Annotated in this window: 13 protein-coding genes and 1 pseudogene; 3 read left to right on the forward strand and 11 right to left on the reverse strand. The window is 69.8% G+C overall.

Annotated features, from left to right (window positions below):
* Positions 1–37 precede the first annotated feature (37 nt).
* The 11 genes and pseudogenes from ACQEXA_RS58655 to ACQEXA_RS58705 form a co-directional block, all read right to left on the reverse strand.
* The gene (locus tag ACQEXA_RS58655) at positions 38–865 is read right to left on the reverse strand and encodes a sulfurtransferase (protein WP_432940782.1); all 828 of its coding nucleotides are present in this window, start codon (positions 863–865) and stop codon (positions 38–40) included.
* Between the two features lie 617 nt (positions 866–1482).
* Complete coding sequence (locus ACQEXA_RS58660; RefSeq protein WP_433134944.1) at positions 1483–3453, reverse strand: zinc ribbon domain-containing protein; 1971 nt, start codon at positions 3451–3453, stop codon at positions 1483–1485.
* Positions 3450–4067, reverse strand: a complete 618-nt coding sequence (locus tag ACQEXA_RS58665; protein ID WP_433134945.1) for an IS607 family transposase — start codon at positions 4065–4067, stop codon at positions 3450–3452. Before ACQEXA_RS58665 ends, ACQEXA_RS58660 begins: the two co-directional genes overlap by 4 nt.
* Positions 4068–4200: 133 nt before the next feature.
* Positions 4201–4758 (reverse strand): hypothetical protein, encoded by a 558-nt coding sequence (locus ACQEXA_RS58670; RefSeq protein ID WP_432940789.1) that lies wholly within the window; start codon positions 4756–4758, stop codon positions 4201–4203.
* A 43-nt stretch (positions 4759–4801) separates the two neighbouring features.
* Positions 4802–5188: pseudogene (locus tag ACQEXA_RS58675) on the reverse strand (integrase core domain-containing protein); the annotation flags it as partial.
* 276 nt (positions 5189–5464) lie between these two features.
* Positions 5465–7774, reverse strand: coding sequence for a hypothetical protein (locus ACQEXA_RS58680; protein ID WP_433134946.1), 2310 nt, complete (start codon positions 7772–7774; stop codon positions 5465–5467).
* A 255-nt stretch (positions 7775–8029) separates the two neighbouring features.
* Positions 8030–8791, reverse strand: a complete 762-nt coding sequence (locus ACQEXA_RS58685) for a hypothetical protein (RefSeq protein WP_433134947.1) — start codon at positions 8789–8791, stop codon at positions 8030–8032.
* A gap of 28 nt (positions 8792–8819) precedes the next feature.
* A complete protein-coding gene (locus tag ACQEXA_RS58690; protein WP_433134948.1) occupies positions 8820–9152 on the reverse strand; it encodes a hypothetical protein in 333 nt (110 codons plus the stop codon).
* The gene (gene tgmB, locus ACQEXA_RS58695; protein ID WP_433134949.1) at positions 9145–10104 is read right to left on the reverse strand and encodes an ATP-grasp ribosomal peptide maturase; all 960 of its coding nucleotides are present in this window, start codon (positions 10102–10104) and stop codon (positions 9145–9147) included. Before tgmB ends, ACQEXA_RS58690 begins: the two co-directional genes overlap by 8 nt.
* 11 nt (positions 10105–10115) lie before the next feature.
* Entirely contained in the window at positions 10116–10364 is a 249-nt protein-coding gene (gene tgmA / locus ACQEXA_RS58700; RefSeq protein ID WP_433135508.1) for a putative ATP-grasp-modified RiPP, read from the reverse strand.
* 417 nt (positions 10365–10781) lie between these two features.
* Positions 10782–11132 (reverse strand): hypothetical protein, encoded by a 351-nt coding sequence (locus ACQEXA_RS58705; protein WP_433134950.1) that lies wholly within the window; start codon positions 11130–11132, stop codon positions 10782–10784.
* A 272-nt stretch (positions 11133–11404) separates the two neighbouring features.
* On the opposite strand from ACQEXA_RS58705, the gene ACQEXA_RS58710 reads away from it, so the two are divergent.
* From ACQEXA_RS58710 to ACQEXA_RS58720, 3 genes are read left to right on the forward strand one after another with little or no spacing between them, the layout of a single operon-like run.
* Positions 11405–11662 carry a hypothetical protein gene (locus tag ACQEXA_RS58710; protein ID WP_361829597.1) on the forward strand — a complete coding sequence of 86 codons (258 nt, stop codon included), beginning with the start codon at positions 11405–11407 and terminating at the stop codon, positions 11660–11662.
* Positions 11637–12170: a DUF6879 family protein gene (locus tag ACQEXA_RS58715; protein ID WP_433134951.1), complete on the forward strand. Its 534-nt coding sequence runs from the start codon at positions 11637–11639 to the stop codon at positions 12168–12170. Before ACQEXA_RS58710 ends, ACQEXA_RS58715 begins: the two co-directional genes overlap by 26 nt.
* Positions 12171–12192: 22 nt before the next feature.
* Positions 12193–13044, forward strand: coding sequence for a helix-turn-helix domain-containing protein (locus tag ACQEXA_RS58720; protein ID WP_433134952.1), 852 nt, complete (start codon positions 12193–12195; stop codon positions 13042–13044).
* Positions 13045–13240 lie beyond the last annotated feature (196 nt).

Raw genomic sequence — 13240 nt, forward strand, 5'->3', positions numbered from 1 at the left:
AATCCGTTGCTTACCGTCTGTGAGGCTGCTGCTCCGGTCACTTCTCGATCGGGACGCCGACCATCGAGCCGTACTCGGTCCACGAGCCGTCGTAGTTCTTGACGTCCGCATGGTCGAGCAGTTCGTGGAAGACGAACCAGGTATGGGCGCTGCGCTCGCCGATCCGGCAGTAGGCGATGCTCTCCCGGTCGAAGTCGACGCCGGCGTCACGGTACAGCGCCCGCAGTTCCTCGTCGGACTTGAAGGTGCCGTCGTCGTTGGCCGCCTTTGACCAGGGCACGTTCCTGGCGGTCGGGATGTGCCCGCCGCGCTGAGCCGCTTCCTGTGGCAGGTGGGCGGGGGCCAGCAGCTCTCCGGAGAACTCCTGGGGAGAGCGGACGTCGATCAGGTTTTTGCTCCCGATCGAGGCGAGTACCTCGTCACGGAAGGCCCGGATCGAAAAGTCCGGTTCCTTGGCCGTGTAGTCGGTCCTGGGCCGCTGCGGCGCCTCGTCGGTCAGCGGTCGGGACTGCAGTTCCCACAGCTTGCGTCCGCCGTCGAGGAGGCGCATCTGGTCGTGCCCGTAGATCTTGAAGTACCAGTAGGCGTACGCGGCGAACCAGTTGTTGTTGCCGCCGTAGAGCACCACCGTATGGTCAGGCGCGATGCCGCGGTTGGACAGCAACTCCTCGAAGTGCTCGCGGTCGACGAAGTCGCGGCGGACGGGATCTTGCAGGTCCATCTTCCAGTCGAACTTCACCGCGCCGCGGATGTGGCCCTGTTCGTAGGCGCTGACGTCCTCGTCCACCTCGGCGAATACCACCTGCGGGTCGTCCAGGTGCTGCTCGGCCCAGTCAGCGTCGACCAAAGAGTGTTCACGGCTCATCGCCGCCTCCTTCCAGTCCGGCGGGTGAGACCCTCCGCAGCCTCGGAAGCGCACCGACACGTGGCGTACATGCCGCCACTTCCAGCACAACCCTCGGCGATGCGGGCGGCAACTCCGGGCACGACTCATCCCAGCGCCCAGCCATGTGACCGCGCCCGTAAACGCAACGCTGTGCTCGACTGCCGCCGCTTTGTGGGCGCCGACCACCACGTCGGCCCCGCCCACGATGGCGGCCGCGGCCAAGGTGGCGGCCACGCCGCCGTCGGGGGGCCCACGCCGACCTCGCCGTCCTCCAGGCGACGGACGGCCAGTGACCGCACGGTCGGCGAAATCGCCCCGCCACGGTGGCACGGGGGAAACCACCAGGGCGGGTATCGTCCGGCATCGCAGGGCCGGGCTCTCCGGTTCCCGCGCTACTCGGACTTCTTGACCATGGTCTTGCCGCAGCAGCACGTCGGGGCGTCCTGCTGGCTGGTGCAGGAAGGCGAAGCCGCTTGGTCACCGTCAGCTCGCACCCGCAGTCGGCCTCCGGGCAGCGGAAAACCTGGTGACTGGTGCCCATCACCGCCGAAGCCGAGCTCGCGGACGTGCGGCAGATGGCCGTGCAGCGTCTCTGATTAGCTATGCGATCCTGGGTTGGATTGAGTTTCCGGGATCGTTTCCCACCGTGGTGGGGAGGCGTGGGCGTGGAGGTGGAATCCCGCGCCGAGTGCTGCCCCTTGTGGCTGGTGGCCGGTGGTGGGTGTGCTGGTCGTGTTCATGCCCTGGTGTCGGTGGGCTGCGCGGGGCAGCCGGGTCCGGTCCGTGTGAGCGTGTCCCTCCGGACGCTGGCCGGCACGACCGTGAGGCCGTGCTGGGGAGGGTGCCCTGCGTCGCCTGGGCGCGGGGCGTGTGGAACGACGCCGGGTGGGGCCGGTCTTGGTCCGGTCCTTCCGGCTGGTCTTGGCAGTCGGTGTGAGGACGGCCTTCGCTTCCAGGTTGTCGAGGACCGTCCGGATCACCATGTGGCCGCTGGTGCGGTCGCAAGCGGTCGTGGCCTGGTGGGCCAGGCCGCGGGCTGCGATTCGTCGCCAGGCACCGTGGTCGCGGTCGCCCTGCCAACGGCAGTCCTGGTGGGGGCAGATGGCCCATTTCCATCCTGCGAGGGTGGGCCGGTCGGGGGCTTTGCGGTGCCGCAGCGGGGTCAGGCAGTGCGGGCACAGTTTGGAGGTGTTGCGGGCAGGAACCGTGACGACTGCGATGCCCTGTTCGGTGGCGAGGTGCCGCATGCGGTCGGCGATCTGTCCGCGGACCTGCTGGGACAGGCGGGTGTTCAGGGTGCGGCCCATGCCCCCGGCTTCCATCGACCGCAGATCCTCGACATAGATCACCGTGGCCCTGGCCGCGATGGCCTGGTCGACGGCCCACCTGGCGGCAGCCCAGGCGAGGGCGTCGTTGAGGTTCGATCGGCGGTTGGACACGTGCTGGATCTCGCTGCGGAGCACGTCGAGCGTGGGGGCAAGCTGGTGGTCGTGGCCTGCGATCAGCCGTTCATACTGGTCGGCTTTGGTGTGCAGTCGCTCTGAGAGGCGGCGCAGGCGGTGCTGCTTGGCGAGCACACCGGCGGCCCGGAACTGGGCGCCGGCCCCGAGCGCGGTGATCCGCCCCTCGCCTTTGAGTTGCACGGCGCCCGCACTGAGGAGCGTGTTCAGGCCCCAGTCCACGCCGCGCGCCACCGCATGACCGGTGTGGTGGGCCTTGGGGACGGCGTGGGTGTAGGCCAGGTCAGCGCGCACGGTGTCACCCGCGCAGCGGAGGGTGGGAAGGTGGAGCACCGCCGATGCGGGGACCGTCGGCGGCAGCGCGATGGGGCAGGCCACCCATGTCCAGTCCCGGTAGGTGGCCGGGTCGGGGCGGGTGGGCAGCTGAAGCCGTAGCAGCGCCTGCCCGGTGTCGGTTTCGGAGCGTTCGATCGTGGCCTGCTGTCCATCGCACGCGGCGAGGAGCAGCAGGCGGGGGATCTTCGGGGTGCCTTCGAGTTCGAACACGTCCACGGGCAGATGGCCGTTGGCCTTGAGATAGGTGGCGGCCTGCCGGGTGCGGGCCTTGATGATGCTGGACGGCAGATGCTCCCCGCCACAGATCGCCGCCCGAACCTGATCCCACTCTCTCGGGGTGCGCTTGCTCGGATCGGCCGGCCACGTCGCCAGCACCCCCAAGACCACATCGGCGCGCCACTTCACCGAGCGCAGCGCCCGCCCGGCCTGCTCCTGGGCCATGCGCACGATCCGGTCGTTGACCTTCACGCCCTGGGGCGGGGTGGCACTCCAGCCCAGACGGCGCAGCGCCATCCACGCGTTCGACGGTAGATTCCGGCCGCCCGCGTCGACGCCGGAGGCGAGTACCTTCACATCAGGGCTGTTCCAACGCTCGGCGAGCACGACAGAAACCATGCCCGCCACCAGGTCGCTGCACCAGCCGATGCGTTCGGCCAGCACGGCCTGGGTCAGGACTTCGCCCGTCTTCTCATCCACGCCGGTGCGCACAAGGGTGCGGGCGCACGCGGTGCGGGAGGTCTCACCGTGGGCGAGCTGCGGTTTCCGGCTCACCGGTGGCTACCGGCCTGGCATTGCTCGGACTCGGCCAGCAGGCGACGCCGGTTCTCAGCCGACCGCATCCCGTACAGGCGGCCGGCGAACGTGGTGACCAGCGACACGAAGTCCTCAAGGAGTTCGTCCCGGCTGCCGAGCTTCTTCGGGTGCAGCACCTCAAGACGGGCGCCGTACACGGACAGCAGGTGCTTGAGCCAGCCGACACCGAACCGGGCGAGCCGGTCCTCGTGCGTGACCCGCACGACGGTCACCGAGCCGTCAGCAACGGCCCGCAGGAGCCGGCTCAGACCGGGCCGGTCCTCCCGCAGGCCAGAGGCCCGGTCACGGAAGACCTTGACGATCTCGCCGGTGGAGGTGGCCCGCAGCTCCTTCTCCTGCGCCTGAAGCGAGGATTCCTGCCCGTGGGAGCCGGAGACGCGCACGTACAGGCCCTCCAGGCGGACACGCTCGCCACCGGTGGAGACCTTCATCGCCTCGACATCGATCGAGGAGAACCGGCGCTCACGCCCGACCCAAGTCACTGGAATCTTGCCCGAGTCTGCCCAAAGCCGAAGCGTCACGGGGTGAACACCCAAGCGTTTGGCGGCTTTTGAGAGTCGAAGAAGTTCCACACGATCACCGTACGATCATTGAGGAACTCTAAGCAAATTGATGAGCCTGCCGGCTCGGTCCTGCACTGCCCACCGACAGGCCGGCAGGCCTGCGGCCGCTTCTGGCTGTCCCGTCCCGACGGATCCGGACTGCTCACCGACGCCGCAAGCGCAGCCACGCTCGCCGAGCCGGCGCCTCGTCGTAGGCGCCAACCTTGAGAGAGGTTCTGGCCGCCTTCAGGAACAGGGTGTGCTGGCTGTGGTAGGCCCCGGACAGCCTGGTCCGAGCCGCCATCTGTGGGCCCAGGTCTCTTTGTACCGTGCCAAGCCAGACTGGTTCGGGGGCGTGGTCGTACAGGAGAGACTGCTGAAGCGCAGTGGCCGCATCGACTACGTCCACTGGAGCGCGAAGTTCGAGTGCAGCGAATGCCCGCTTCAACCGCTGTGGATCGAACTCCCGGGCCCGGCGCTCCATCTCGTCCCACCGCCCTTGGAACGCGTCCTCGTACATGGCCTGGTAGACCTGCTCGGCTTGGAGGAGGAACTCTACGTAGAGGGAGGGCAGGAGTTCTCTGATCCAGGGGGCATCGGCCTGGTAGCGGGCAGCACTTGCCTGACTGCGTCTGGCTATGACTGCACCACCGGCACCAAGGAGAGCTCCGCCGAACGCCGCTCCCGCTGCGATCAGCCTGAGCAGAAAATCGCTGTTCACGCGCCCCCCAACTCTGCGGGTGCCGATTAATCATCCGTCCTGGTCACGCGGCATGTCGGTACTCGTGGAGGGTTCCGCCGAGGCGGTCGCGTCGGCGGACTTTCAGGTGTCTGATGTGCGCTGGTACGTTGATCGGCTCGGGCAACGGGCGAATAGGCGCGGCCTGCCCCAGGGTTCGGTGCGGCCGATGCCTGTTGTGGAACGTTTCGAACTCGCGGAGCGTGTGAAGGAGGTGGCCCTGGTTCCAGATCAAGGTGCGGTCCAGGAGCTCGTACCGGCAGGTCTGCATCCAGCGCTCCATGATGGAGTTCATCCGGGGCATCTGGACGCCGGTGGTGACGACCTTGAGCCCGGCATCGGCAAGCAGGGCGTCGAAGGCGGCTCTGAACTTCGAGTCCCGATCCCGGATCAAGAACTTGGCTCGACTGCCCACAGAGGGGCCGTAAAGAGTCGCCCAGGGATGGCCGATCAAGGCAGTGACCTGGCCGGATGATTTATCGGCACCCGCACCCTACTCGGAGAGTTGCGCGATGGCCGCCTCATGACCAGGGGCTATGCGTGATCGCTGCTCCACCACTGGGCGGGACACCATCGAATCCGACGCCGGCACGACGGAGCCCGGCTCCATCCCCCGCGGCCGGGACTACGTCGTCAAGGACTCACACCCAGTCACCGACACGCCCGGCGGAGCCCATCTTCAGCCGAATCAGCGCCGTTTGCGCTTCTTCGCGGACCGCTTGGCGGCCGGGCGCTTCCGTTGGGAGTTGGGCTTCGCCTTGCGCGGATGGCTGGTGAGCGCCGCATTCCTGTCGCTGCGGTACGCCCGCCAGGCCTGGCGGGCCGCTTCGGCGTTGGCGGGGTCAGGGTGGTGGGTGAGCTGTTGTGCGAGGAAAGCGGATTGGTACGGGTCTGCGTCCGCGAGCGCGGTGAGCAGGGCCGGGCCGCCGCCGGGCCAGTCGGCCGCGGCCTTGTCGAAGGCCGCCTGTACCTGGACCGGCAGCTCCGGTTCGTGCTGCTCGAAAGCGGCGGTCAGGCGGTGGGTGAGGGAGGCCGCTTGGCGCACTGCTTCGAGTTCGTCGAGCAGGAGCACCGCGCGGGCTGCGGAGGGCACCGCGGAGGCGTCGGGCGTCAGGCCTCGCTCGCGCAGGGCGCGTTCCGCGTGGCCGCCGAGCACCGGGTCGGCCAGCTGGGCGTGTAGTGCATGCGCGGGTGCGGCCGTCAGGTCGAGCAGGCCGAGCAGCGCGCGCCGGTCGGCGGCGTCCGGCCCAGGACGGGTGGCGGCGAGCGCGGCCAGCAGTGCGGGCCAGCCGTCGGCGCCGCGTTCGGTCAGCCAGTCGCCGAGCACCTGACGGGCCGCGGCCGGCGGCCAGTGCTGAGCAGCGGCCACCAGCAGGTCCGCAGCCCAGGTGCGCACCTGTGCCTGGGTGGGGAAGGCGCCGTCGTCGGCCCCGCCGGCGCCCAGGAGGAGAGCGTCGCGCAGCAGGGCCGAGCCGAGTGGGGTGAGGGTGAGCGCGTCGCCGGTGCGCTCGGCGATGCCGAGTCCGGCCAGCCGGTCCATGACGCGTGCCAGGCGGGCGGCGGCCGGCTGCAGGTCCTCGCGGTCCGCCTCGTTCAGTGCGGGGATGCCGGTGACCGCGGACAGGGCCTCGGGAGCGGGGAGTTCGTATGGACCGGTGGCCGGGACGGACGCATCGGGGGCGCTCTGGTGCCCCAGCGGAACGATCCACAGCTCCTCCTGTGCGGCCTGCCGGGCCACCGACTGGGCCACCCCGGCCTGCTGATAGAGGAAGTAGAGCGGGCCGAGGTGCTCGCCGGGGAACTCCTCGGCGGTTTCCTCGTCTTCGGCCAGCTGCGCCAGCAGCGCGTCCAGGAGGTCCAGGGCGAGCCCGGCCAGCTCGGCAGGCCCGCCGTGCTGCCATACCTCGGCGGCCGGCCCCGGGAAGGGTGCGCCGTGCGCGTCGACGGTCAGGAAGCCGCTGGCCAGCGCCAGCTCACGCACCTGCTCATCCGCGGTGTCCGGGTTGGCGGCGGCCTGCGCGAGGGCCTGCGGCAGCGGCGCGGCGCGCAGTTGGGCGGCCTGCTCTTCGGGGGAGGCCGGCAGGGGCGGTGGAGGTAGCGGGGAAGGATTTGGGCCGAACATCTCCAGGTGCTGGGCGGCCAATTCGCCGACGATGCCGACCAGCGGCGCGTGGCTGCCGGCGCCGGGTGCCAGGTGCGCGTACGGGCCACGCAGCAGGGCGTCGAGCCCGGCTGCCGTCCAGCGGTCCGAGAGCACGCCGGCCTGGGCGTCGTACCAGGCGTCCTCCTGCTCCTGCGGGACGTCCGGCTCGCCCTGCGGGGCCTCGGGGATCAGCGGCGCCTGGCCGGATGGGGGCCGCACCTGCTCGCCCAGGGCCACGGCCTGCAGACGCCCGGCGAGCAGGGAGCGGGCCTGCCGGGAGCGTTCTCCCGTCAGCGCGCGTAGCCAACCGGCTGCGGCCAGCGGGCCGTCCGCGACGGCGAGGCCGAGCGCCGTCTGCCGCTGTGCATACGGGCGGGCGGCGAACGCCTCCAGCCAGGCGGCGACGGCCCGCGCATCGGCGGCCTCCACGCCCTCGGCCCGCAGCAGGTTGCCGTACAGCCGCGCCCAGGTGACGCGCTGCGGGCTGGTCATCATCTGAGTGAAGCCCTCGGCCAGCTCCTGCACCCGGGCCACCAGCCTGGCGTGCCGTTTGGCGTTGAGCCTGCCCGCTTCGTGGGTACGGTCGGCGAGCGCGACCACTGCGGCCAAAAAGCCGGGCAGCTCGGCCTCGGTTGCGCTCACGTACAGCGGCAGCAGGGTGTGCAGCAGCTCCTCCACCAGTTCCTCAGTGGGTTCCGGCACGCCGGGCCGGCGGCGCGCCCCGCTCAGCGCGAGCAGGCCGAGCACGGCCTCGGCGGCACGCGCATCGAGCGCAGTGCCGCGCCGCTCGGCCCAGGCGAGAAAGGATGCGAGGTCGAGTCGCAGGGGTGTGGGGGTGGTTGTGGGGGTGCTCACCCCGGCAGCGTAGCGGCACAGCACAGCAGCCCGTGCCGCAAGAAGCCCGCTTCACCCGCACCAAGTGGTGCACCGCGGCGGATGGAACCGGCCCTACGGTGGGATGGAGGCACGCAGACAGCGGCACTCACCGAAGAACGGCTGATCCGCCTGGAGCTCGCCGCACCCGTGCCGGTGCGCCGCCTGGCGGACAAGCCTCGTCCGCCACGGGGGGCAGCGGACGGACGGGGCAGCTGAAGAGCTGTTGTCCCGCGGTCACGCCCAGGTGAGACGTTGCCCGTCGGGGCCCATGTGCAGCCGCATGCGGTCGGTCGGCGGTCGACCGGCCGCATGCCACTGCATGAGATGTTCCGTGATCTGATCCCACAGCCGCACCGGGCCGCCCTGCCGGACCATCCACCGCTCGCCGTCTTGGAAGGCCACGGCCCAGGACCCGGCGTCCACGTCGATCACGACCTGTTCTGCTCGGCCGTGCCGTTCGAGGATGAGCCGCTGGGCGTGCGGGGTGGCGAACTGTGCGACGAACCGGGCCGACCAGTCATCGAGTACGTCGCCGCCGAGTTCCGTCGGCTGCGTGTCGCCCTCGCTGAGGTTCGGCAGGATAACGAGCGGGGGCGGAAGGTGAGGGCGGGCCATCATGAACGAGACCTGTCCGCCGAGCACGGGACCGCCGGCTGTGCCGTCGTCGGCGACCGTGAGCCGGACGAGCTCGGATGCATCCATCCACCCGCCGACGGTCACCAGGACCTCACCGCCGACTCGGGCCTGGGCGAGCCAGTCGGCCGGGACAGTATGCACGGCGCACGTGGCGATCACGCGGTCGTACGGACTGCCCTCCTTGTGGCCGAGGAGGCCGTCGCCGACCACGCGGGTCGGCCAGTAGCCGGCACCCGCCAGTGCCACCCCGGCGCGGGCAGACACTTCCGCGTCGACCTCGACCGTGGTCACCGTGTCGTCGCCAACGACATGGCACAGCAGCGCCGTCGAGTAACCGGTGCCCGTGCCGATCTCCAACACGCGCGCTCCCTGACTCACCCGCAGGTCTTCAAGCATCCGCACGACCAGGCTCGGGAGAGTGGACGACGAGGAGCGGGGCCGCCGCGATGCGTCCCTCGACCTGCTCGGGGAAGACGCTGCCAGCCACCTGCGTGACGAGGGTGTCGTCTTCGTAGATCCGGGCAAGTCCGGCCGCTGAGTCACCGGACGCCGGCCGGTACCAGCCGCCTGCGTCGTACTCGAACCAGCCACGGGAGAGGAACGCCTCGCGCGGCACGGACAAAACGGCCGCCTCCCACTCCGGACTGTGCAGGGCGCCGCTCTTGGACAGGTGCCGGGCGAGGTCGGCCCGCAGATGCTCCGACGACAGGGGGTCACGCATGCCTGGTCGCTCCGTTCTCCAACAGGTCTGCGATTGCGGTGGTGATCGTCAGGTTGGCCGCGGCTTCGAGCCAGGCCCACTGGCCGTTGGGGTTGCACTCCAAAAACCACCATGCGCCGTCCGCGGTCATCGCGAAGTCGAAGGCACCGAAGTTCAGGCCGAAGTCGGCGAGGAACGCCACGAGCGCCCGCCGCACCCGCTCTGGGCACTCGACCGGCTCATAGCTGAGGTTCCGGTACGCGGCCCGCCAGTCCACGATCCCGGGCGGCGCGGTGATCAGGGCGCAGAAGACCTGTTCACCGACGACGACCACGCGCACGTCCACCGCCTTGGGCACCTGCACTTGGAACAGGTGCGCGCTGTAACCGACCGCGTCGTCGAGTTCGCCGGGCTCTACCGGGGCCGCCCAGATCCCGGCCGGCTCGCCCCCCACTTCGTACGCCCCAGCGTGCAAGGGCTTGTAGATTGTGGGCTGTTCGGCGCAGAACACCTTGGCCTCCATCGGGTCGTTCGTGATCAGGGTTGCCGGGACGGTGAGCCCAACGCGGGCCGCCGCATCCAGTTGAGCCGGCTTGTACTCGACGCGCGCGATGGCCTGCGGGTGGCTCAGATACAGGCACCCCGGCAGCGCGCCGAGCACACCGCCCAGTCCGCGCCGGTTCTCCTGAGCAGCGAACCGGGCCGCCTGCCTGCTGCTGTCCGTCGGGTAGGTATGGGGGCGACGGTGGTACAGAGCGCGTACGGCGGACAGGTCGAGCGTGCGTTGCCCGATCGTGAGTCGACCGCTCCATCCCTGGGCCCCACTACGGGCGGCGAGCTGCGCGAGCGCCGGGAAGTCCCGGCCAGGATCCAGCCGGAGAACGGGCACCCGGCGCCGGTTCAGTTCCGTGATGACCAGGTCGGCGGTCGCGTCTTCGTGCTGGGTGCAGACCAGCACCGGGCGTGTGTCCATGGGCGCGCCGCCTAGTCCTGGGTGGCGTCGTGGCCGGAGTCGCCGTCTACCTTGCCGTCCTTGCTGACCTGGGTGGGCGGGTAGGTGTTGACGGACGTGCCGTGCTTGCCGAGTTCGACCGGACTCATGCGGCCGTCCCCGCCGATCCAGCGGCCGGTCTGGGTCTGCGGATCGAGTCCCGCGTACCGCCAGGGTGAGGGTTCGGCGTTGTGCAGTGGGGTCATGCGGCGCATGCCCCATGGTTGGGGCGGAAGGGTCATCGCTTGCACGGTGCCTCCTTGGCCGGGGTGAAGGTGGAACTGCATGGTGAAGTCCGTCCCGGGGCTCGACCTGTCCAGGGCTGGGGCCCGGGGCGGAGTCCTCTTGCCCGGATGCGAACCGGGGTCTTCGGAAGCGAAGAGCAACGCGTCGCAGCGCGTATCTGGGGGTCTTTTCGACGGAGCTACATGGGGCGGCCGCTGTGTTGCTTGCCATCGCGGCTGCCCGCTTCAGCGCCGTGTCAGGGTGCCGGCGCGGGGGTCTTCAGCGGTCCTGTCTGGACGGGGCTTCTGGGTTGGCGCCTTCTTGCACAGGTAGTCGTGCACGACGAAGGTGCCGTCGGCTCCCGTGGCCGCGGCGGTGACGTAGCCACGTGCGCGGCTCGTGGGGCCTGATCGCTCGTCGCAGTGCGGCGTAGGTCATTGGCGGTACTTCCTGACCAGCCGGTACAGGCCGCGGCCGGCGCTGCAGTCGGCGGTGGTCTTCTCATCGCGGCACAGCTCGCAGGTCGAGCCGTGGGCGAACAGGCCGCGGTGCGCACGGTCGGCGATGCAGCCGTGGCAGGCGCGCGGGAACCAGCGCATGAGCGAGGTGGTGCCGCTGTGCGGGCTCATCTGCTCGCCGAGGTCAACGGCCCTCTCCGCGGTGAACTTTTCGCCGCACCAGACACACGCCGCGCCGCGGACCTTGGCGTCGGCCAGGGTGTCGAGCGAGGGGAGCGCGAGGACCTTCAGCGCCTCGGGCGGGATGTCGTGGATGACGCTGCTCACCGGATCACCCCCGTGGGCGTCCGGGCTGCAACCTGCCTCATGTCGGTGCTCCTTCGCGGCGTTCGGCCATGCCCCGTGGCCGTTCGGGCGGCTGCCGGGGCTCGTCGTATCCCCGACGCTAGGAGCGCGAAGTGCAGCAGAGCCAGTGATGTGCATCGATGTGCGTGTGTAGTTGTAGGCGGCTGCGCGGCCGGTTCGCCCTCTTGACGCTGTCCGCCCGCTGACGTGAGGTTGGTGCACAACGGCGCACAACGACGACGCTGGAGGCAGCCGTGGACTTACAGTTCATCGGGATCGACCCGGACACCGGCAAGAACGGGTCACCCACGGCCTGGGTGGACCAGGAGAACGCGGACATCGTGATCCAGAGCTACACAGCCGACGAGAAGACGCGAGCCGCGTGCGTCGAGAACACGGCGCCCGGACACGCGAAAGGCGTTCCCGAGCACGAGACGGTGATCCGCATCCCCGCACGCCTGGTACCGATCCTGAGGAAGGCCTGCGATGCCGCAGAACGTGCCCAGCTTTGACGAGCTCTTCGAAGCCACGCAGCGTTCAGCGGTGCACCTCGAGATGCGCGACCGGTACGCCGTCGGCGATGAGGCCGACGACTTCCACACCTGGCTGCGCACGGGGCAGAGGGACACGGATCCGACCTCGGATTACTGGGCACCGTGGGTCGACATGATCTCCCGGGCGGCGGCCCGCGGCGTCGTCGTGCGACGGGCCCGCATCGTGTCCGAACCGGTCACCGACTACATCCGGTACGAGCACGCCGGAACCGTCGTCAACGCCGCGGCCGGGGAACAGGTCCGCTGGCTGCCCCGCCGGCACGCAGTCGACCTGATGCTGCCGGGCGCCGACCTGTGGATTTTCGACGGGACCCGCGTCCTCTTCAATCACTTCACCGGAGAGGGCGGCTGGGCGGATCCGGACATGGAGCTGCGCAGCGAGCCGGGCATCGTCAAGCAGTGCGTGGACGCGTTCGAAGCCGTCTGGGAGCGCGCCATCCCCCACGACCGGTACGAGATCCACTGACAGAAAGCGCCGCGGCCCGCTCATGCCCATCTCCCCGTCTTCCTCGGCCCAGTCCGCCCGCGAGAACGTGGCACGACAGCTACGCGACCTGAGGAGAAACGCCGGCCTGACGGTCACTGAGCTGGCCTCCCGGTGCGGCTGGCACCACGCCAAGACCTCCCGCATCGAGAACGCCCGCACGCCGCCCTCGCCCACGGACATCCGCCTGTGGTGCCGCGCCACCGATGCCGCGGATCAGGTGCCGGACCTGATCGCCGCTTCCCAGCATGCGGAATCGCTGTACCGCGAGTGGCGCCAGCGGGTCCGCTCCGGCCTCAAAAGGCTGCAGGACAGCTACGTCGAGCTGTACCGGTCGACGGAGCTGCTGCGCGTCTACTCCCCCGTCCTCGTCCCTGGACTCCTGCAGACCGAGGGCTACGCACAGGCCCTGCTGAGCCTCAACGCCCGCTTCCTCAACATTCCCGACGACGGGGCCGAGGCGGCAGCAGCCCGTGTGCAGCGCTCGCAGATCATCCACGAGCCAGGCCACCGCTTCGTGTTCCTCATCGAAGAGGCGGTGCTCTCCTACCAGCTCGGCGACGCAGATGCGATGGCCGCGCAGCTGGGCTACCTCCTCACCGCTGGGGCGCTCCCCCAGGTGTCCTTCGGCGTTATCCCGACCACGACGCGCCAGCGTGCCCTGTGGCCACAAGAGACATTCGACGTGCACGACGACACCCTCGTGTCGGTCGAGCTGCTCTGTGCCGAAGTGAACGTCACCCAGCCGTCCGAGATCGCCCTGTACGTGAAAGCCTTCGAGCAACTACGGAGCATGGCCGTGTACGGGGCACAAGCACGCGCCCTGATCGTGAAGGCCATCGACGCACTGGGCTGAGCCCAGCCACGACGAGCCTCACCCTTCTACGGGAGGACGAGGACCGCTCCATCTCACCACTCAAGGCGGCTGACGGTGACCCTGCCCGATCTTGGTGGTTAATTGGCGCAGCGTCACGGCGACGTTCGCGAAGGTGCCGCTGCTCGTCCGATTTGTCAGCGATGGGCGCCCAGTCGCGGCTGGTGACCTCCGCCGT

The organism is Streptomyces sp. CA-106110, assembly GCF_050936285.1.
Lineage (GTDB): Bacteria > Actinomycetota > Actinomycetes > Streptomycetales > Streptomycetaceae > Streptomyces.